The 19,597-nt window shown below is 28.7% G+C and carries 21 protein-coding genes; 14 read left to right on the top strand and 7 right to left on the bottom strand.

What is annotated here, in order from left to right:
- Positions 1–4: 4 nt before the first annotated feature.
- Genes IEW75_RS05505 through IEW75_RS05495 form a run of 3 tightly spaced genes read right to left on the bottom strand, consistent with a single transcriptional unit; the run spans position 5 to position 2,482 of the window.
- A complete protein-coding gene (locus tag IEW75_RS05505; RefSeq protein WP_134247730.1) occupies positions 5–748 on the bottom strand; it encodes an ABC transporter ATP-binding protein in 744 nt (247 codons plus the stop codon).
- A gap of 4 nt (positions 749–752) precedes the next feature.
- On the bottom strand, positions 753–1,970 hold the full coding sequence (locus IEW75_RS05500; RefSeq protein WP_158283779.1) for an efflux RND transporter periplasmic adaptor subunit: 1,218 nt from the start codon (positions 1,968–1,970) through the stop codon (positions 753–755).
- A 44-nt stretch (positions 1,971–2,014) separates the two neighbouring features.
- Positions 2,015–2,482 (bottom strand): hypothetical protein, encoded by a 468-nt coding sequence (locus IEW75_RS05495; RefSeq protein WP_134247728.1) that lies wholly within the window; start codon positions 2,480–2,482, stop codon positions 2,015–2,017.
- Between the two features lie 144 nt (positions 2,483–2,626).
- Between IEW75_RS05495 and IEW75_RS05490 the strand changes: the two genes are divergently transcribed.
- On the top strand, positions 2,627–3,475 hold the full coding sequence (locus IEW75_RS05490; protein ID WP_134247727.1) for a universal stress protein: 849 nt from the start codon (positions 2,627–2,629) through the stop codon (positions 3,473–3,475).
- Between the two features lie 47 nt (positions 3,476–3,522).
- Here IEW75_RS05490 and IEW75_RS05485 read toward each other — a convergent pair whose 3' ends face one another.
- Positions 3,523–4,155: a hypothetical protein gene (locus IEW75_RS05485; protein WP_134247726.1), complete on the bottom strand. Its 633-nt coding sequence runs from the start codon at positions 4,153–4,155 to the stop codon at positions 3,523–3,525.
- 143 nt (positions 4,156–4,298) lie between these two features.
- Between IEW75_RS05485 and IEW75_RS05480 the strand changes: the two genes are divergently transcribed.
- From IEW75_RS05480 to IEW75_RS05430, 11 genes are all read left to right on the top strand, one after another.
- Positions 4,299–4,502, top strand: a complete 204-nt coding sequence (locus IEW75_RS05480; protein WP_134247725.1) for a dodecin family protein — start codon at positions 4,299–4,301, stop codon at positions 4,500–4,502.
- A gap of 171 nt (positions 4,503–4,673) precedes the next feature.
- On the top strand, positions 4,674–5,576 hold the full coding sequence (locus IEW75_RS05475) for a DnaJ C-terminal domain-containing protein (RefSeq protein WP_134247724.1): 903 nt from the start codon (positions 4,674–4,676) through the stop codon (positions 5,574–5,576).
- Positions 5,569–5,865, top strand: coding sequence for a chaperone modulator CbpM (locus tag IEW75_RS05470; RefSeq protein ID WP_134247723.1), 297 nt, complete (start codon positions 5,569–5,571; stop codon positions 5,863–5,865). Before IEW75_RS05475 ends, IEW75_RS05470 begins: the two co-directional genes overlap by 8 nt.
- Before the next feature lie 186 nt (positions 5,866–6,051).
- Positions 6,052–6,267 (top strand): PLD nuclease N-terminal domain-containing protein, encoded by a 216-nt coding sequence (locus tag IEW75_RS05465; protein WP_134247722.1) that lies wholly within the window; start codon positions 6,052–6,054, stop codon positions 6,265–6,267.
- A gap of 27 nt (positions 6,268–6,294) precedes the next feature.
- A complete protein-coding gene (locus IEW75_RS05460) occupies positions 6,295–6,483 on the top strand; it encodes a hypothetical protein (protein WP_134247721.1) in 189 nt (62 codons plus the stop codon).
- Positions 6,484–6,517: 34 nt separating this feature from the next.
- On the top strand, positions 6,518–7,354 hold the full coding sequence (gene rluF / locus IEW75_RS05455) for a 23S rRNA pseudouridine(2604) synthase RluF (protein WP_134247720.1): 837 nt from the start codon (positions 6,518–6,520) through the stop codon (positions 7,352–7,354).
- Positions 7,355–7,538: 184 nt separating this feature from the next.
- Positions 7,539–8,669: a tRNA guanosine(34) transglycosylase Tgt gene (tgt, locus tag IEW75_RS05450; RefSeq protein WP_134247719.1), complete on the top strand. Its 1,131-nt coding sequence runs from the start codon at positions 7,539–7,541 to the stop codon at positions 8,667–8,669.
- Between the two features lie 40 nt (positions 8,670–8,709).
- Positions 8,710–9,798: an LptF/LptG family permease gene (locus IEW75_RS05445; protein ID WP_134247718.1), complete on the top strand. Its 1,089-nt coding sequence runs from the start codon at positions 8,710–8,712 to the stop codon at positions 9,796–9,798.
- Positions 9,785–10,663, top strand: coding sequence for a DMT family transporter (locus tag IEW75_RS05440; protein ID WP_134247717.1), 879 nt, complete (start codon positions 9,785–9,787; stop codon positions 10,661–10,663). Before IEW75_RS05445 ends, IEW75_RS05440 begins: the two co-directional genes overlap by 14 nt.
- A gap of 56 nt (positions 10,664–10,719) precedes the next feature.
- Positions 10,720–11,673 (top strand): acetyl-CoA carboxylase carboxyltransferase subunit alpha, encoded by a 954-nt coding sequence (locus IEW75_RS05435; RefSeq protein WP_134247716.1) that lies wholly within the window; start codon positions 10,720–10,722, stop codon positions 11,671–11,673.
- A 120-nt stretch (positions 11,674–11,793) separates the two neighbouring features.
- Positions 11,794–13,335 (top strand): NAD(P)H-hydrate dehydratase, encoded by a 1,542-nt coding sequence (locus IEW75_RS05430; protein WP_134247715.1) that lies wholly within the window; start codon positions 11,794–11,796, stop codon positions 13,333–13,335.
- Between the two features lie 87 nt (positions 13,336–13,422).
- Here IEW75_RS05430 and IEW75_RS05425 read toward each other — a convergent pair whose 3' ends face one another.
- Positions 13,423–14,793, bottom strand: a complete 1,371-nt coding sequence (locus IEW75_RS05425) for a TlpA family protein disulfide reductase (protein WP_134247714.1) — start codon at positions 14,791–14,793, stop codon at positions 13,423–13,425.
- Positions 14,794–15,321: 528 nt separating this feature from the next.
- On the bottom strand, positions 15,322–15,642 hold the full coding sequence (locus IEW75_RS05420) for an Mpo1-like protein (protein WP_134247713.1): 321 nt from the start codon (positions 15,640–15,642) through the stop codon (positions 15,322–15,324).
- A gap of 231 nt (positions 15,643–15,873) precedes the next feature.
- On the opposite strand from IEW75_RS05420, the gene IEW75_RS05415 reads away from it, so the two are divergent.
- Entirely contained in the window at positions 15,874–16,194 is a 321-nt protein-coding gene (locus IEW75_RS05415) for a YciI family protein (protein WP_229714403.1), read from the top strand.
- Positions 16,195–16,209: 15 nt separating this feature from the next.
- Here IEW75_RS05415 and IEW75_RS05410 read toward each other — a convergent pair whose 3' ends face one another.
- Complete coding sequence (locus IEW75_RS05410) at positions 16,210–18,009, bottom strand: TonB-dependent receptor plug domain-containing protein (RefSeq protein ID WP_134247711.1); 1,800 nt, start codon at positions 18,007–18,009, stop codon at positions 16,210–16,212.
- Between the two features lie 67 nt (positions 18,010–18,076).
- Between IEW75_RS05410 and IEW75_RS05405 the strand changes: the two genes are divergently transcribed.
- The gene (locus IEW75_RS05405) at positions 18,077–19,576 is read left to right on the top strand and encodes an aminotransferase-like domain-containing protein (protein ID WP_134247710.1); all 1,500 of its coding nucleotides are present in this window, start codon (positions 18,077–18,079) and stop codon (positions 19,574–19,576) included.
- The last annotated feature ends 21 nt before the right edge of the window (positions 19,577–19,597 follow it).

Raw genomic sequence — 19,597 nt, 5'->3', positions numbered from 1 at the left:
AAGGTTAAGCCGTTAACTCCAAATCTTTTAATGCACTTTCCTTAGTGCTTCTATTTTTAATTATCTCATCAGTTAAAATCCGTCCATCTCTAAGATAAATCATCCGTTTAGCAAACTGAGCAATTTCAGGCTCATGAGTAATCATTACAATGGTTTTTCCTTTATTATTTAATTCAACAAACAAATCGGCTACATCAATACTTGCTTTACTGTCTAAATTTCCAGTAGCTTCATCAGAGAGAATTAGAGCTGGATCATTTACTAAGGCGCGTGCAATTGCTACACGTTGTTGCTCTCCTCCTGAAAGTTGGTTTGTCTTATGATTTAATCTATCTCCCAAGCCAACCTGTTCCAATGCTTTTTTTGCCAGTTCTTTAGAATTAGAAAATCTTCCTGTTCTATTATAAACCAAAGGCAATTCAACATTTTCTATGGCAGTTGTTCTTGACAATAAATTATAACTTTGAAAAATAAATCCTATTTTTTGATTTCTTATATCTGCTAACTGATTTTTATTTAGCTCATTAACGTGTACTCCATCCAAATAATAATCACCAGAAGTTGGTTTATCTAAACATCCTAGAATGTTTAAAAATGTTGATTTGCCCGATCCCGATGCTCCCATAATTGCAACAAATTCGCCCTCACCTATTATTAAATCTACATCTGTTATGGCGTGCACTTCTATTTTTCCATTTTTAAAAACGCGACAAACTTTTTTGGTTTCTATTACTTTTTTTTGTGGCATTTTTCTATTTTTTAGATTTAATACCATTAATTACCTTTATTTCTTCTGATATTGGCACATTATCTAGAAATCTTTTTAATTCTGATTGTAAGCCTGTTTTTATTCCTATTTCTATAAATTTAAAATCTAGTTTTCCTTCTGAATTAGTATAAAAAAGAATATTAATATTGGATGGTAATCCTTTTTTAAAATTATTTGGAGTATAAGATTCTTCATTGTTAATAGCATTTTTAAACTTTTGATACAATGAATCTGAAAGTATACTTTTTGATTTCTCTTCTAATTTTGATTTAATTTCTTTTAAAATTACCTCATTAGGTCTAAACCTTAATGCTGAATTATTAATTAGTAGCACATTTTTTGCTGATTTGGTAATAAACTCCAAATTAGCCGTCATCCCAGGGAGTAACAATCCTTCTTTGTTATCAACATCAACTACCACCTGATAATTAACTACATTATTTATCTCAATTGGTTGCAACCGTATTTGACTAACTATACCGTAAAATTCTTTCTCAGAGTATGTTTGAACTGTGAAATGAACTTTCATACTATCACGAATAAAACCAATATCACTTTCATCTACATCCGCTAGGATTTGCATTTTTGACAAATCTTCAGCAATTATAAACATTTTTGGAGTTGCAAAAGAAGCTGCAACTGTTTGGCCCTCTTCCACACTTCGTTCTGTTATTGTACCACTTATTGGTGCAGTTATTTTAGCATAACCAATACTTACTTGTATGTTTTTAACAGCTGCCTCTGCTGCTTTATTTGCCCCAATTGCCTGATCATAAATAAACTTAGAATTGGCTAAATCTTTTTCTGAAATAACATTTTTATTAAACAATCCTAAATTTCGTTCATATTCTTTTTTTGAATAAGCTAGCTGGGTTTGACTTACAGCTAAATTTGCTTGCGCACTTATTAAATTGGTATTCAATAATTTCAAGTCCATTTCTGCTAACAACTGCCCTGCCTGCACTTTATCATTATAATCAACATATATTTTTTTTATAGTTCCAGATATTTGTGTTCCAACCTCAACAGTATTAATAGCTTCTAAAGTACCAGTACTTGATACAATAGCTTCAATAGTTCCTCTCTCTAATCTTGTGTATGTAAATTCAAGGTTTTTTGAAGCTATTACTGGCTTTATTTTAACATAAAATATTACAGCAATAACTAAAATTCCGAAAAAAATCCATCCCTTCTTTTTCATTTCCATACTTGTTAAGAATAATCTAAAACATCGTTATTTAATAGTTAGTGAGCTTTCGTTAAGATTCTTATTAGTTCATCACTTTCTATTAAATGTTCAGTAACTTTAAAAACCTCTTTTCTATTTGCTCTAAAGGTTTTTAAAAATATTGTTATGTCATTTTCCAGTTGTTGATGTTCTGTTCTAAAATTATGAGAATCATATTTAAAAGGATCCTCCATTAACCCTTCAATATGTGTTAAGTGTTTATTTATTCCTTGCAATAAAAGATCACATTCTTTAGTTGTTTTTACAATTCTTTTTCTAATGTTACGAACACTTTCTAGATCATCTTCTTTCGAAATCCAAATAATATATTTATCAATTAAATCATCTAGAAACCTTAAATCATCTATGTAAAATAATAAATCTGATTTCCAATGTTTGGTAAGTATGTGCAAATCTTGCCATGAGGAATCAAAAATATAATTGCCATTTGGTCTACTTCTTAATTCGTTTAAATCATTTTTCATGATAATAGCTTTAGTACCATTAAAATTATCAAACTAAAAATTTGAATAAAATGATTGACATCATCAATAAACCTTCAAAAGTTGAGAGATATCATTTAATATTTAGAGGTCGTATTTTAAATTTATATATCAAATAAAGTTTTTATGAAAACAATATTATGTGCAGTAGATTATTCAACAAATGCACTAGCTGCTTTAAAGTATGCTGATGCATTGAATTCTAAAATTAATTCTAAACTATGTGTGCTACACGTATATGATAATACTACGTTAGGATCAACAGTTAATGAGCCCTATTTATTACCAAAAAAAGAATTGCAAAAGGAAAAGCTTTTTAAATTAAAAAACTTTTGTATTGAACATTTAGGAAATGTGACTGACACAAAAAATATAGAAATTGAAGTTGTTGAAAATGTTTCGGTAGTTGAAGAAATTAATGCGAAAGCAAAAAAATTAAAAGCTTCATTGATACTAACAGGAATGAAAGGAAAAGGTAAAATTAAGAGTTTTTTTATGGGTAATACCACAAGTGAGCTTATTTCTAACGCACCTTGCCCAGTTCTTGCAATTCCAGAAAAATATACGCTTAAACAACTTAATACCATTGTGTATGCTACCGATTTTGAACAAGAAGATATTTATGCTGTTGCCAAACTTTCTGAAATTGCTTCCGTTTTTAATGCTACAATTAAAGTAATACATATTTCACCTCTAAGTGAAAAAGATGGTGCAACTCAAATGGAATGGTTTAAAGAAATGTTATTGCAACGTGTTAACTACACTAAAATAGATTTTAACATTTATAGTTCTAACGATATTATCCATTTTTTAAGATTATACTTAAATGAAGTTAGAGCTGATATGATTGGCATGTTAGAACGAAATAATTTTAAAACTTTTTTTAACAAATTTTTTCATAACGATTTAGTTAAAGAAATGGAAGCTTTAGCCTTATTACCTTTAATTAGTTTTAATGAGAAGAATTTAAAATAAAAAAAGAGAAAACAACATTAAAACACCCTCTATCCCTTAAAAAAAACTTACCTTTTTCTAATCAGTTGTTCGGTTTCAAGTTGGTTAATAATTCTATCAACATAATCTTTCACAGTAACAGATATTGTTTGAGGATCTACAACTTTAAATGATCCAACCCAAATAAGTGACTTATTTTCAGCACCATTTAGATTGTAAATTGATGTCTCTATGTGATAAACATTGTAAGTTTCGTAGTATCTTGGAGTATAATAAATATCTTGATACCAATAATAATACCTTCCAAATCTTGACCATCCAAAACCTACCCTTGGATAATTCTCATAATAACTTTTTTGTTTTTCAACACCTTTTACAACTGTAATTACAACAGCATCAAAACCATCATTAGATATTTTTTGAATCATCTCATTAATTTCTTCCTCACTTTTTTTTGAACTTGTAAAACCTTCACTTAAAACAGTAGTACTTTCAACTGCATTTATATTTCTTAAAATTAAAGCATCTTTAAAGTCTTCTTCAAAAATTTTACGAGCTGTCAGATTATCGGTAATACCAACAACTAAAGCTTTTTTTGGATTAAAAGAAGTAGTTTCAGGGTTTTTCCAGCTATCGACAAATTGTGTAGATGAACAACCTGTTAAAACAATAAGTACAATAATGATTACTAATTTTTTCATAATATAAATTTTTAGACTCTTAAAGTTAAAGTTACTAGGTAATTTGTGGAATGATTATTATCAATAACTGGTTTGAGGAATATCATTTTCTAGTGTATCTATTTACTTTAAATTCACGTATTATTAATCTAAAACAAATTAAAATGTCTGTATTAAAAGTTATAGAAATATTAGGAAATTCGACTGTAAGTTTTGAAGATGCCGTTCAAAATGTAATTGATGAAGCGGCTAAATCTGTTAAAAATATTAAATCAGTTTATATTGTAGATATGCAGGTTACTGTAAACAATAATAAAATTAAAGAATACCGAGTAAATACGAAAGTTACATTTGGTATTATTGATTAATTAGTTTTCCTATAAATAGAGTAAAGTTTGGTTAGAGGTGTTTTTAAAAATGATATTGAGAGAGATTATGTTAATATTTAAAAACACCTCTTTTTTTAATTTCATTTAGTTTTGGTTTATAGTTTAGAAAAAAACTAAATATATTTTATTACACCACTAAAAATTCAGTTCATGAAGTTTGTAGATTATTATAAAATACTTGGAATTGATAAAACTGCTAACGACAAAGACATTAAAAAAGCTTATAGAAAATTAGCTCGTAAATACCATCCAGACTTAAATCCTGATAACAAAGAAGCTGAAAAAAAATTCAAAGAAATTAATGAAGCTAATGAAGTATTAAGCAACCCTGAAAACCGTAAGAAATACGATACATACGGCAAAGATTGGAAACATAGTGATGCTTTTGAAAAAGCCAAACAGCAACAACAATCTCAACAACGATCTCGAAGTTATTCAGCTACAGGAGGAAGCTATTCTGAACAAGATTTTTCTGATTTTTTTGAATCTATGTTTGGAGGTTCAAGATCCTATTCTAAACAACGTAGCAGACAATTTAAAGGACAAGACTTTAATGCCGAGCTGCATCTAAATTTAAAAGATGTCTACCAGTCTCATAAACAAGTTTTAACCGTTAATGGCACTAAAATTAGACTTACAATCCCTGCAGGAATTGCAGATGGGCAAATTATTAAAATAAAAGGAAAAGGAGGCAAAGGGGTAAACGGAGGTCCAAATGGTGATTTATATATTAAATTTAATATAAAAAACACTACCAAATTTAAAAGAGATGGTAATAACTTATATACTTCGGTAGCTTTAGATTTATATACTGCCCTTTTAGGTGGAGAAATTACTGTTGATACTTTTAAAGGCAAAGTAAAACTAAAAATTGCTCCAGAAACTACTCAAGGAACAAAAGTAAAATTAAAAGGAAAAGGGTTTCCTGTTTATAAAAAAGAAGGTGTTTTTGGCGATTTAATTATTACTTATACTATTAAAATGCCAACAAAATTAAGTAAAAATGAAATAGAGCTGTTTAAAGAATTACAAAAAATAAGATCTAATGGATAAGCCAGATTTAATATTAATAGAAACAATTTGTTTTCACTATAAAATTGAAATTTCATTTATAAAAGATCTTGAAAATATAGGACTTATAAAATTAGTAACCTTTGAAAACAATAAATTTATTCATCAAGATAAAATTAGTGATCTTGAAAAAATGATTAGACTTCATCACGAATTAAATGTAAATATTGAAGGAATTGACGTTGTTTTTAACCTATTGCAACAACAATTAAAGCTGAAAGAAGAAGTTAATGCACTAAAAAACAAGTTACAGTTTTATAAAAACAACTAATTAAATACTTCTTCTTTTATGTAATAAAAATCAAATACTAATAACTACATAAGAACTTAAATCTTCATCAAATTTCTTTGCTGTATTCAATTAAAAATTCTATTTTTAACACTGTATCATTTTTGTTAAAATAAGTCTTTAACTTTTTTACATAAACTTATTAATAATTTTTAAAAACTGAGAAAGATGTTATATTTAGGAATGGTAGGACCTTGGCAAATAATTATACTAATTTCTTTATTACTTGGAATTATACCAACACTTATTGCTTTAGTAGATATTTTAAGAAATAAATTTGAAGATAATAATAAAATTGTTTGGGTATTAGTAGTATTATTTTTTAACTTAATTGGTGCAATTCTATATTTTATAATTGGAAGAAAGCAACGGATAAAGGAATAAGGGCCACTAGTTAAAACAAAATATTAATTGAAATACATAAATTTAAAAGATCAAAAAGAAATAAATCCCTTTCTTTATTCACTATTTATTTCCGTAATAGTTGGTCAAATAGCAGCGTTGGTTTATTGGTATGCTTTTAACGAAAATTATTTTTTCGCATTATTCTTCGCATCGATAATAGGATTATTCGTTGGTTATGGAGGTAAAAAAGAATGATAATTAGTAACTTCGCACATTGAAAATTAGTTCGATGGAAAACGCAAACCAAAACTCAATAAATTTAAATAAATACATTAGCAGTACCGGAATTTGTTCCCGAAGAGAAGCTGAAAAACTAATAATTGATGGAAAGGTTACCATAAACGGAAAACCAACTCAATTAGGAAATCGTGTATTTGATGGAGATATTGTTAAAATTAATGGTCAACTCTTAAAATCGAAACCAAAAACGCTTTATATTGCTTATAACAAACCAGTTGGTGTTGTTTGTACTACCGATTCTAAAGAACGATGTAATATTGTTCGAGCTATAAATCATTCAGAAAGGCTCTTTCCCATTGGTCGTTTAGACAAACCCTCTCAGGGCTTAATTTTTTTAACAAATGATGGGGATATCGTTAATAAAATTCTTAGAGCAGGAAACAATCATCAAAAGGAATATATCGTTTCCGTAAACCAGCCAATTACATCAGATTTTATTCAAAAAATGGGTAGTGGAATTCCTATTTTAGGAACAATTACAAAAAAATGTTTAGTTGAACAAATTTCTAAAAACACTTTCAAAATTATTTTAACGCAAGGTCTTAACAGACAAATTAGACGCATGTGCGAATATCTAAATTATGAAGTGACAAAATTAGTGCGTACCAGAATTATGAATGTTAGTTTAGACAATTTAGCTGAAGGAAATTGGCGCGAATTAACTGATGAAGAAATGCAACAAATTAACAAAATGGTTGCAACCTCTTCTAAAACAGAAGAAGCTTCAAAAACACCTTCAAAAAAGAAAATTTATAATTCAAAAAAAAACAAATTTACCCCTAAAAACAACACCCGTTTTAAACCAAAAAGTAAAAGAAGAAGGTAATTTTTAGTTGAACACTTTAAAAGTTGAAGGGCTTAATAGCTTTTGGTAGCAGCAGTTAAATAATTTTAGAATTAAACTGTTTACCACTTTTTAAACTTTTTTACTTTTAACATTTCAACCCGTTTTCAACTTTTAAACTTATCAACCTTTAAACATTTAAACTTAATAACTATATTTGCCGACTATGCAATTTGAACTAAAAAGTAAAGATGCTCAAAGCAAAGCTAGAGCAGGTATTGTAACAACCGATCACGGTACTATTGAAACTCCAATTTTTATGCCTGTTGGTACTGTTGGAACCGTAAAAGGTGTGCACCAAACCGAATTAAAAAACGAGATAAATCCTGATATAATTTTAGGAAATACCTACCATTTATATTTACGTCCGCAAACAAAAATTTTAGAACAAGCCGGAGGTTTACATAAATTTATGAACTGGGATCGTAATATTTTAACTGACAGTGGTGGATATCAAGTATATTCGTTATCTGCAAGACGAAAAATTAAAGAAGAAGGCGTAAAATTTAAAAGTCATATAGACGGTTCATACCATACCTTTACACCTGAAAATGTAATGGAAATTCAACGTAGTATTGGTGCAGATATTATAATGGCCTTTGACGAATGTACACCGTACCCTTGCGATTATAATTATGCAAAACGTTCTATGCATATGACACATAGGTGGTTAAAACGTTGTATTACACACTTAGATAAAACACCTTTTAAATACGATTATAGTCAAACTTTTTTCCCAATTGTACAAGGAAGTACTTATAAAGATTTAAGAAAACAATCTGCTGAATTTATTGCTTCCGTTGGAGCAGAAGGAAATGCAATTGGTGGACTTTCCGTAGGAGAACCTGCTGAAGAAATGTATGAAATGACAGAAGTTGTAACTGCTATTTTACCAGAAGACAAACCACGTTATTTAATGGGAGTTGGAACGCCTATAAATATTTTAGAAAATATTGCGTTAGGTATAGATATGTTTGACTGTGTAATGCCAACTAGAAATGCTAGAAACGGAATGCTTTTCACAGCACACGGCACAATAAACATAAAAAACAAAAAATGGGAAGATGATTTTTCTGTAATTGATGAAATGGGAATTACCTATGTAGATACACTATACTCAAAAGCTTATTTACGTCATTTATTTGTTGCGAAAGAGTTATTAGGAAAACAAATTGCTTCTATTCATAATTTAGGGTTTTATTTATGGTTGGTTCGTGAAGCAAGAAAGCATATATTAGCAGGAGATTTTACAGAATGGAAAAATCAAATGGTAAAACAAATGGACAAAAGATTGTAATAGGTAATTGCTAAGCATAAAAAATTACAAATAGCTGAAATTGAGAATTATAGACAAATACATATTAAAAAAATTTCTATCATCTTTTGCGTTGGTTTTAGTTTTATTATTACCAATTGCTATAGCTATTGATGTTTCCGAAAAAGTAGATAAATTTTTACGCCATGCAGATCTATCTGCTTCTGAAATTATAAGAGATTATTATGTGCATTTTATTGTAATATTTGGAAATACATTTATGCCTTTGGCATTGTTTATTGCCGTTATTTTTTTTACTTCTAAAATAGCCTCAAATACCGAGATTATTGCAATTCATTCCGCAAAAATTTCTTTTACACGTTTTTTAAAACCTTATTTTATCGGTGCTACCTTAGTTACAGTACTTGCCTTGGGAATGAATCATTTTGTGGTGCCAAATAGTAACAAAATTTTTAATGAGTTCAGTAAAAAATACCTTCAAAAGAAAAAATACAATCAAAACCATATAACAAACATCAATCTACAACTTGGATCTAATGATTATATTTATTTAAAAAGTTACAATTTAACTACAAAACAAGGTCAGAAATTTTCTTTTGAGAAATTTGAAGGTACTAAATTACAATATAAATTAATGGCTGAAAATGTTAGGTGGATTGAAAAAGACACTGTTTTTAGATTGAATACCTATAAAAAAAGATTTATTTTAAAAGATAAAGACTCTATAGAGTACGGTATAAAGTTAGATACCTTGTTAGATTTCAGGCCAAAAGATTTAATAAATGTAGACGACTTGGCCAAAGAAATGACCTCTATTAAATTAAATGAATTTATTGAGCTATCAAGGCAAAGAGGTGTTGGTAATTTAAATACTTATTTAGTAGAATTTCATAAAAGAACCAGTTTACCAATTTCAACCTACATACTAACTTTTATTGCCGTTTGTTTAGCTGCAAAAAAACGTAGAGGTGGTATGGGTATAAATCTGGCAATAGGAATAACCTTAATGTTTGTGTACGTTTTTTTCTTAAAAATTGTAGAAGTATTAGGAGCTGGGGCTGAAACAAATGCTTTTATTATGGTTTGGCTCCCTAACATATTTTTTGGAGCACTCGCAGTGTACTTATATCTTAGAAATGCTAAAAACTAACTTAAAAAACTATTTACACCTCCACTTCATTGTGTTTATTTGGGGGTTTACAGCAATTTTAGGAGCGCTAATTACAATAGATGCAATACCCTTAGTTTGGTACAGAATGTTGTTAGCTGTAATTGTACTTTATATTTATTTTTTAATTAAAAAAAAGAATCTAAAAGTACCTCCCAAAACACTTGTGAAATTTTTTATAGGTGGGGTGCTTATTGCCCTTCATTGGATTGCTTTTTTTACAGCTATTAAAGTTTCTAATGTTTCTGTAGCTTTAGTGTCTATGAGTACAGGAGCTCTATTTACCTCATTTATTGAACCTGTTTTTTTTAAAAGACGTATTAATTTTATAGAATTTATCTTTGGAATTATTGTAATTTCAGGTTTATATATTATTTTTAATGTTGAAAATGATTATACACTTGGAATTATATATGCACTTATTGCTTCTTTCTTATCTGCATTATTTACAGTTATTAACGGGCTATTTGTAAAACAAAACGATGCAAGTACAATTTCATTCTATCAATTACTTTTTGGGGTTCTTTTTATTACAGTTTATATTTTATTCTCAACTGGATTTACACCCGAAAACTTTACTTTAACAACCAACGATATCATCTATTTAATAATATTAAGTACCATTTGTACGGCATATGCATTTATAGTATCTGTTGATATAATGAAGTACTTAACTCCCTATACTGTTATGCTTACCATAAATTTAGAACCTGTTTATGGAATTATTTTAGCTGTTTTAATTTTTGGTGAGGCAGAAAAAATGACTCCCCAGTTTTATTTAGGCGCAGCAATAATTTTTGTAACAGTAATTGTAAATGGGCTAATAAAAAATAAAAAAAGCACCTAAGTGCATACTTAAAATATAGAAGTTATTATATTTGTACAACATCAAATTTAAAAAACATGGAATATTTAGAATTTGAATTACCAATAAAAGAATTAGAAGAACAACTTACTAAGTGTGAATTAATTGGTAAAGAAAGTGATGTCGATGTAACTGATAGTTGCAAAAACATTGAAAAAAAATTAATAAAAACTAAAAACGACATATATAAAAATCTAACCGCTTGGCAAAGAGTTCAGTTGTCTAGACACCCAAACAGACCTTATACTTTAGACCATATAAACTTTCTTACCAACGGTACTTTTATGGAGTTACATGGAGATAGAACTGTAAAAGATGATAAAGCAATGATTGGTGGATTGGGTAAAATTGGAGACCAATCTTTTATGTTTATAGGCCAACAAAAAGGTTATAATACCAAAACACGCCAATATAGAAACTTTGGAATGTCTAATCCTGAAGGATACAGAAAAGCATTGAGGCTTATGAAAATGGCTGAAAAATTTGGCATTCCTGTTGTAACACTTTTAGATACTCCTGGCGCATATCCTGGTTTAGAAGCTGAAGAGCGCGGACAAGGTGAAGCTATTGCTCGAAACATTTTAGAAATGACTCGCTTAAAAACACCTATTATAACAATTATAATTGGTGAAGGTGCCTCTGGTGGTGCAGTAGGAATTGGTGTAGGAGATCGAGTTTATATGATGGAAAATACATGGTACTCAGTAATTTCTCCTGAATCTTGCTCTTCAATCTTATGGAGGAGTTGGGAACATAAAGAGAAAGCAGCTGAAGCGCTAAAACTTACCGCAAGTGATATGAAAAAACAAAAATTAATTGACGGTATTATTAAAGAACCTCTTGGAGGTGCACATTACGACAGGGAAAATGCATTTAAAGAAGTAGAAAAAACAATAATTAGAGCATACAAAGAACTAAAAGATTTAACACATAAAGATCTTGTAAAAAAACGTATGGATAAGTACGCCGAAATGGGTGAATTTAAAGGTTAGTGTAATTTTAATTAATGTAACTCTAAAATTCATCTTACTAAAAATAAAGTGAAGTATATAAAATTTGTCATTCTAAAGAAACCTTAGAGTGACAAATTTTTTTTTCATTAAATTTATGGTATGTTTATACTTAACTCACATCAAATTGCCGCTGCAGATCAGGCTACTATAAATAGTAACAATATTTCTTCAATTGATTTAATGGAACATGCAGCTAAACAGTGTTTTAATTGGTTACATAATCAATTGCAAAATCAAAACATTAAAATTCATGTATTTTGTGGTATTGGAAATAATGGTGGAGATGGCTTAGTAATTGCGCGTTATTTATACGAAAATGGATATAATATAACCTGTTACATTGTAAATTTTAGTGAAAAAAGAACCAAAGAATTTTTGGTGAATTACAATCGTTTAAAAGAAATTGGAAAATGGCCAACTATTATAAATAGTGAAAATGATTTTCCAGAAGTTGCTTTTGAAGATATTGTAATTGATACTATTTTTGGAAACGGTCTTACACGAAGCCCCGAAGGTTTTACTAAAGAATTAATTAACTATTTAAATAGCATAAAAGCTTTTACATTAGCTATAGACTTGCCATCTGGACTTTTTACCGATACTTCTGTAATTGATAAAGAAACTGTTTTAAAAGCAAGCCACGTGCTTACATTTCAAACACCTAAATTGGCATTTTTACTTCCCGAAAATAGTGATTTTTTTGAAACTTGGGAAGTATTAGATATTGGTTTGGATTCCAATTTTATCAAAAGTTTAAATCCAACCCTAAATTATACAATTAAAAGTGAAATACTTCAATTATACAAACCTCGAAAAAAATGGTCGCATAAAGGAACTTTTGGACATGCACTTATTATTGGCGGTAGCTTTGGAAAAATTGGGGCTGTTACGTTAGCAACAAAAGCAGCGTTAAAAATTGGTAGTGGATTGGTAAGTGCATACCTTCCAAAGTGTGGCTATCCAGTTTTACAAATTGCTGTTCCAGAAGCTATGGTTGAAGTTGATAATGACACTTCATTAGAGTATTTTAATTTTAAAACAAATGCAACAGTTATTGGAATTGGTCCTGGAATGGGAACAGTTGAAAAAACTGCTAACGGTTTTGAAAGATTTATTAAAGAAAATAAACTACCTCTTGTAATTGATGCTGATGCAATTAATTTATTATCTCAAAATAAATCACTCTTAAATTTTTTACCAAAAAATACTGTTTTAACTCCGCATCCTAAAGAATTAGAACGCTTAATTGGGACTTGGAAAAACGACTTTGAAAGATTAGAAAAAACTACAGATTTTTCTAAAAAACATGACCTTATAATGGTTATTAAAGGTGCTCATACTGTAATTATAGATAGTACTTCAAAATACTTTAATTCAACGGGTAATCCTGCCTTAGCAACCGCTGGTTCTGGAGATGTTTTAACAGGAATAATTACAGGTTTAATTGCTCAAGGATATGAGCCAATTAATGCCGCAATTTTTGGTGTGTATTTACACGGTAAAACAGCAGATATTGCAATTTCTGAAACTAGCTACGAGACCTTTACAGCTTCGTCAATATTAAAATATTTACCAAATGCTTTATTAGATTTATTTAATAAAGATGATAATCTGATTGAAAACAACAAAAGCGACATATAAAAAACTCGTTTTAACCAAAGATAAAAAAAGAGGCTGCCTAATATATAAGACAGCCTCTAAAGAGTTTATTAATTTAATTCCTAATGATTAAATTTTATATTCATCAAACAATTCTATTAATTTTTCACTTGAAGGTCTTGGCGCGTTTGAACTTATAATATTTCCATTTGGATCAATTAAAATAAAACGAGGAATTCCTTTAATTAAATAACCTGTTACAAAATCTGATTTCCAGTTTTTATCAGAAAATAATTGAATTCCTTTTAAGTCTTCTTCTTCAATCATAGTTCTCCATTTCTCATAATCTTTTTCAACATCTACAGATATACTTACAAATTCGATATTTTTATTGTGATATTTTGCTTCAACTTCTTTTAAAAATGGTATTTCAGCTTTACAAGGTCCACACCAAGTTGCCCAAACATCAACATATACAAATTTTCCTTTTAAGTCATCTAAAGAAGTAGTTCCTCCATTAAAATTCTCATAATTTTCAAATTTTGGTGAAGGCTGACCTTTAGAAACTGTTTTTAATTTATTATAACTTTCAGTAATCTCTTTTTTATGTTCCTCATTTGTTGAAGCTGACATAAATAACGTATAAAAATCTTCTAATTGATCTGTATAAGTTATATTATTTTTAGAATTTACATAAAGTAATTTATTTTTAATAGTTTCATTTGTAATACCTGCTGCAGTTTTCAGAAAAGCAATATCATTTGGTATTGAATCTTGTTCTGCCAATTTTCTTGCCTCTTTATGATAATGTGCATTAACTAAATTTTCATAATTTGAAGAAAATAAAAAATCTTCTTCATTGTTATATTCTATCGTTTCAAGTTCTTTTAAAAAATCGTCAGAAACTTTAAAATCTTTCTTTTTAGAATAATGTGAATGATACAATTGATATTTGTCAACAAACCCTAAATAAGTATAATATATGTTACGCTTTTCCTTCTCTTTAAATTCTTCTGAAACTCCTGCTGTAGCAGCTAATAAATCTTCCGAAGCAGTTTTAATTTCATTAATTTTGGCTTTATAAGCATCTTCTTCTAATAAATAAATATCTATTCCTTCTCCTGCTAATTCTTTAGATTTCGCTCTTTTACTGATTAAATAGTTACTTATTTCAGATCCCGCCCCAGTAAGTTCTAATGTATTTTCAAAATCATTTGCATCAAAATTAATGTTAACCGTATTTCCTGAATCTAAATATAATGAAGCTTTATTTTTACCATCTGAAAGTATATAATAACCTGTTGTAACCGTTAAAGTATCTATAAATGTACCATCATCGGAAACTTCAATAGTTTTTATAGGTCTTTCTGCACTATTAATGGTTAATTGCTTTGCTACTGGATTTGCAATTTTACCAGATAAAATTGCATAATCTATTTTTGGTTCTTCGTTACAAGAAATAATTGCTAAAGCAGCAATAAAAAATACTATTTTCTTCATAATTTAAGTTTAATTATTTTTTAATTACTCAAATATAAAACTTATTATTCAATATAATATCTATCTTTTTATTTTAACAAAAAAGCCTACAAAATATTAACTTTTGTTGTATCGCTATCAGTTAAATTTTAAGCATAAAAAAAACGATAGGTTTGCCTACCGTTTCTTAAACAATTTACAATGGTTTTGTGTTTACTCTTATATTCCAAATCTTCTTTTACTATTCCAAGTTATACTTTTAGCATTCTTAAAATCGACTGCTGTCATTCTCTTTTTACTTTCTTGATTTTTTAATTTTTTGATAATTTTCATATCGATTATTTTAGTAGTTATTATGGTGCAAATATACAACAACTAAAAAATGCCTACAAGCAAAACATTACATATTTATCATTTTTTTAACTATTCAAGATCTTTTAATTATGTTTTGTTTAACGAAAACGTTTTATATTTAATTTTTCTATAATGTTATAGAGTTTTTTTATTAAATACGAAATATCTAAAATGTTAAATAATTCTATTTACTTCTCAATCTTTAGATGAATTTAAAGAAATTTTACCTATTAAAATTTCAAAATACATTTTAAAATCGGAACGTAAACTCCAAAGTGGATATTGAAATGTGGCTGGTTTATTTTTTTCAAAAAAATAGTGACCAATCCACGCAAAACCATAACCTGCAATTGGAACAAAGACCCAAAGTATTGGAATATTGTGATAAATAGCTGTAATACCTAATGCCAAAACAAAAGTTGTTCCAACAACATGTAACAATCTACAAGTTTTATTACTATGTTGTTTTAAATAAAAAGGGTAAAAAGCATTAAAAGATTTAATTCTTTCTTTCATGTTTATAATTTTAATATCTCAATTTACAAATATTTATCTATTTTAGTTCTTCAACTTTAACTTTAGCATTATGAAAAGCTTTGTATATTTTCTCTTTTTAACAATTTTCTTTTATTCATGTAACAATTAAATAAATAATAATTCCACAAAATTCCTTCTGAATCTAATAAATTTGATCCTGTACTGGCAAAAAAATTAAATGCAGATAATTACGGCATGAAAACTTACGTTATGGCTTTTTTAAAAAGAGGTCCTAATAGATCTCAAGATTCAATTACTGCCGCCAATTTACAACGTTCACATTTAGACAATATTACAAAGTTAGCACAAATGGGCAAGCTAGTTGTAGCAGGCCCTTTTTTAGATACCGGAGATTTAAGAGGTATTTATATTTTTGATGTTGCTACCATAGAACAAGCTAAAAAGTTAACCGAAACAGATCTAGCAATTCAACAAGGCACATTAGTTATGGAATTAAAATTATGGTACGGCTCAGCAGCTTTACTTAAAACAAATGAAATTCATAAAAAAATTGCAAAAGTTGAAATTTAAAAATTAGTAAAATACTTAATAAAATTTATAGTTTAGTCCAAACATTAAATTGCCTTTTGGCATTGGTACTAAATTGGTTTCTGTATATGTTGTATTGAAAATATTATTTGCACTTAAAGACAAGCCAAAACGATTAGGCAATTCAGCTAAAATTTTTGCATCTACAATTGCATACGTTTCTCCTCTAGATCTTTCCACAAATCTGTATGATATATTTTGACTAAATAGTTTCGAAAATTTAAAATCTAATGCTGATGTTAGTTGATGTTTAATACTATTTAATGCATACCTTGTGTATTCATCCTTATTTTCGTCTTCAATAAAACTGTAGCCTAAATTAAATTTTTGGTCAAAATTCCCAATACTAAACTTATAGGCTAATTCAATTTCAAAGCCCTGTGTGCTCACTTTGCTAAAGTTTCTTGCTTTCCACTTCTCTTCAGCATTATTAGGATCATCTTTAGCCCAATCAATTAAATCATTAGCATCTCTGTTAAAAAATGCCAAATTAAAATCGAACCTACCCGTAATGTATTTAAAGCCTATTTCTTCAGATAATGCAGATTCTGGTTTTAAATCTGGGTTTCCAATTTCATTTCTTCCAACATAATAAAGATCTGTAAATGTTGGTACTCTATAAGTATAACCTATATTACCATACAATTTAAAACGCTCAGAAAATCTATATCCAAGATCTAATCCAGGAAATGCTTTTGTATTAAAATCTGAAAACGAGCTAATAGCAATTCCAGGAGTAATATCAAAATTATCAATTTCAAAACGATGTTCTAAAAATCCGGTAAAAGCAGTTCTATTATGATCATTTAAATTATTACTCACCAAAAAGTTTCTTGAAACATTAATACCAACACCTGTTTTTCCTAATGAAGAATTGAGAACAATATTAGTTTCTGCTCCTATTCTATTTGTAATATGTAAATTTCGGTATGCTGGCGGGTTGTGTCTTAAATACAAATACATATCTTGATTTCTTTTCCAATAAACTCTAGGTTTAATGGTGAAATTTCCTGATAAATATTTAGCATCTAACGCAATTAAACTAGTTTGTGTCTCTTCGTACTGGTCTATTGCAGCAGGACTTGCATAAAATCCGTTTGCACCAAAATCTCTAGCTGTATATGAAGAAGTCAAATTATACTTTCCTAAATATGCTTTTATAAATACTGACTTATTTTTAAAATCAGTATTATATCTATAACCGTCAGACTCTTGATAATTAAAAGAGGCCAAAACTCCTCCATTTTCAAATTTCTCAATAAAAGAAAGACCTCCTTTTAAATTATTATAAGATCCGTACCCTAAATTAACCTTTAAAGAATTAGCTCTAATCTTTTTTGTTACGATATTTATGGCACCTGTAAACGCATTCTGACCATAGATACGTGCGGCAGGACCTTTAATAACCTCAATTCGCTCAATATTATCGAGAGACAGAATTGCATTCATTGAATGATGTCCAGTTTGAGAATCATCCATCTTAACACCATCTATTAAAACCAATGTCTGATCAAAATTTCCTCCTCTAACATATAAATCAGATTGCATCCCTTCTATTCCTCTTCTTCTAATATCTATTCCCACAATATTTTGCAGTAAATCTGAAACATTAGAAGCAGGAGATTTCAAAATTTGATCTGAAGTAATTATATTCATTGTTCTAGATGTTTTTGAAAAAGGAATCGAAATTCTATTTGAAGAAATAGAGACCTCTTTTAACCTAATTGTATCTTGTTGTGCATATAGTGTAACACCCGTAAATAATAAAATGTATAATATTCTAATTGAAATTTTCATAAATATTGATTTAAAAACGCTGCAAAATTAGTAACTTTCCGGACGACTTATATAGTCCAGTTTTAAAATGATAGATAGTCCGGTTAATACTCTTTTTAAACAGCTAATTAATTTAGACAAGTCTAAATCACAACCTCTATATTTACAGGCCTCGGAACAAATTATAAATGCAATACAACGTAGTTATTTAAACAAAGGTACAATGTTACCAGGAACCCGTGTATTGAGTCAATTATTAAAAGTTCATAGAAATACTGCTGTCGCTATCTATGAAGAGTTAGCCTCACAAGGTTGGGTTGAAATTATACCAAATAAAGGTACATTTGTTTTAGAACCAGAGCAAAACAAAGCAAAAATTAAAGCAACTTCTCAAAAAATAAATGAAGCATATACATATGCTAAATCAACGGGGTTTCCTTTTCAAAAGTCATTTCATTTAGCTTCAACTGTTCAGTTTACAAATGCAAGGTATTCTATTAATGATGGTAAACCAGATTTACGCTTGCATCCTGTACATCAATTCACGAGGTGGTATAGTGCTGCCATGAAACGAAAAACGTTAATAAATAAATGGAACAGATCAACCGATTTTTTCAACTCTTTATTTCAGACTCAACTATGTAATTACTTAAATGCAACTAGAGGTTTTCATATTAGTCCAAATAACCTAATAAATACACGTAGTACGGAAATGAGTTTATACCTGGTATCTCAACTCTTAATAAAACAAAACGATGTTGTATTGGTAGGGCATTTAAGTAATTATGCATCTAATATGATTTTTCAACAAACAGGTGCTAATATAAAGACAATTCCAGTAGATAATAAAGGAATAGATGTTAAATATATAAAAAAACACTTTACAAAAGGTAGTATTCGGTGTGTTTACATATGCTCCCATAGAGATTATCCAACAGTGGTGACATTAAGTGCGGAACGTCGCTTAGAGCTATTACAACTTGCGAAAGCATATGGTTTTGCCATTATTGAAGATGATTATGATTACGATTTTCAGTATGAAGGATCGGCAATGTTACCTATGGCTAGTTCAGATGCAAACGGCATGGTTATATATTTAGGAAAACTAGGCCAATCATTATTTCCAAGTTTTCAAACAGGGTTTGTTATAGCCCCAGAAAATCTGATCTCAGAAGCTAAGAATTATTTAGAATTAATAGATAAGCAAGGCGATTTAATACAAGAACAAATGCTATCAGAATTAATTAATGAGGGTGAAATTTACCGGCTTACGAAAAAGAATATTGTAATCTATAAAAAAAGACGAGATGTTTTGTGCAGTCTTTTAAATAACTATTTTTTAGATACGGGACAATGGGAAATTCCTTCAGGAGGATTAGCTATCTGGTTACAGTTTAATCCTAAAATATCACTACTTAAACTAGCTAAAGAAGCCGAAAAAAACGATCTATTGCTACCAAAAACAATTCTTTATCAGAACAAAAATACATGTGCTATTCGTTTTGGTTTTGGACATTTAAATGAAATAGAAATAGAAGCTGTTATTAAAAAATTAAAAAAATCTTATGATAAAATAACTCTAAAATAAAAAATCCCGAACAAATGTTCG

The organism is Lutibacter litoralis (assembly GCF_014646675.1).
Taxonomy (GTDB): Bacteria; Bacteroidota; Bacteroidia; order Flavobacteriales; family Flavobacteriaceae; genus Lutibacter; species Lutibacter litoralis.
The sequence above is the reverse complement of the archived record's forward strand: the minus strand, read 5'-3'. Positions and strand labels throughout refer to the sequence as shown.

Coding starts and splice junctions, on each gene's coding strand:
- IEW75_RS05505 (WP_134247730.1), bottom strand. CDS start 748: ATGCCACAAAAAAAAGTAATAGAAACCAAAAAAGTTTGTCGCGTTTTT.
- IEW75_RS05500 (WP_158283779.1), bottom strand. CDS start 1,970: ATGAAAAAGAAGGGATGGATTTTTTTCGGAATTTTAGTTATTGCTGTA.
- IEW75_RS05495 (WP_134247728.1), bottom strand. CDS start 2,482: ATGAAAAATGATTTAAACGAATTAAGAAGTAGACCAAATGGCAATTAT.
- IEW75_RS05490 (WP_134247727.1), top strand. CDS start 2,627: ATGAAAACAATATTATGTGCAGTAGATTATTCAACAAATGCACTAGCT.
- IEW75_RS05485 (WP_134247726.1), bottom strand. CDS start 4,155: ATGAAAAAATTAGTAATCATTATTGTACTTATTGTTTTAACAGGTTGT.
- IEW75_RS05480 (WP_134247725.1), top strand. CDS start 4,299: ATGTCTGTATTAAAAGTTATAGAAATATTAGGAAATTCGACTGTAAGT.
- IEW75_RS05475 (WP_134247724.1), top strand. CDS start 4,674: ATGAAGTTTGTAGATTATTATAAAATACTTGGAATTGATAAAACTGCT.
- IEW75_RS05470 (WP_134247723.1), top strand. CDS start 5,569: ATGGATAAGCCAGATTTAATATTAATAGAAACAATTTGTTTTCACTAT.
- IEW75_RS05465 (WP_134247722.1), top strand. CDS start 6,052: ATGTTATATTTAGGAATGGTAGGACCTTGGCAAATAATTATACTAATT.
- rluF (WP_134247720.1), top strand. CDS start 6,518: ATGGAAAACGCAAACCAAAACTCAATAAATTTAAATAAATACATTAGC.
- tgt (WP_134247719.1), top strand. CDS start 7,539: ATGCAATTTGAACTAAAAAGTAAAGATGCTCAAAGCAAAGCTAGAGCA.
- IEW75_RS05440 (WP_134247717.1), top strand. CDS start 9,785: ATGCTAAAAACTAACTTAAAAAACTATTTACACCTCCACTTCATTGTG.
- IEW75_RS05435 (WP_134247716.1), top strand. CDS start 10,720: ATGGAATATTTAGAATTTGAATTACCAATAAAAGAATTAGAAGAACAA.
- IEW75_RS05430 (WP_134247715.1), top strand. CDS start 11,794: ATGTTTATACTTAACTCACATCAAATTGCCGCTGCAGATCAGGCTACT.
- IEW75_RS05425 (WP_134247714.1), bottom strand. CDS start 14,793: ATGAAGAAAATAGTATTTTTTATTGCTGCTTTAGCAATTATTTCTTGT.
- IEW75_RS05420 (WP_134247713.1), bottom strand. CDS start 15,642: ATGAAAGAAAGAATTAAATCTTTTAATGCTTTTTACCCTTTTTATTTA.
- IEW75_RS05415 (WP_229714403.1), top strand. CDS start 15,874: ATGGCTTTTTTAAAAAGAGGTCCTAATAGATCTCAAGATTCAATTACT.
- IEW75_RS05410 (WP_134247711.1), bottom strand. CDS start 18,009: ATGAAAATTTCAATTAGAATATTATACATTTTATTATTTACGGGTGTT.
- IEW75_RS05405 (WP_134247710.1), top strand. CDS start 18,077: ATGATAGATAGTCCGGTTAATACTCTTTTTAAACAGCTAATTAATTTA.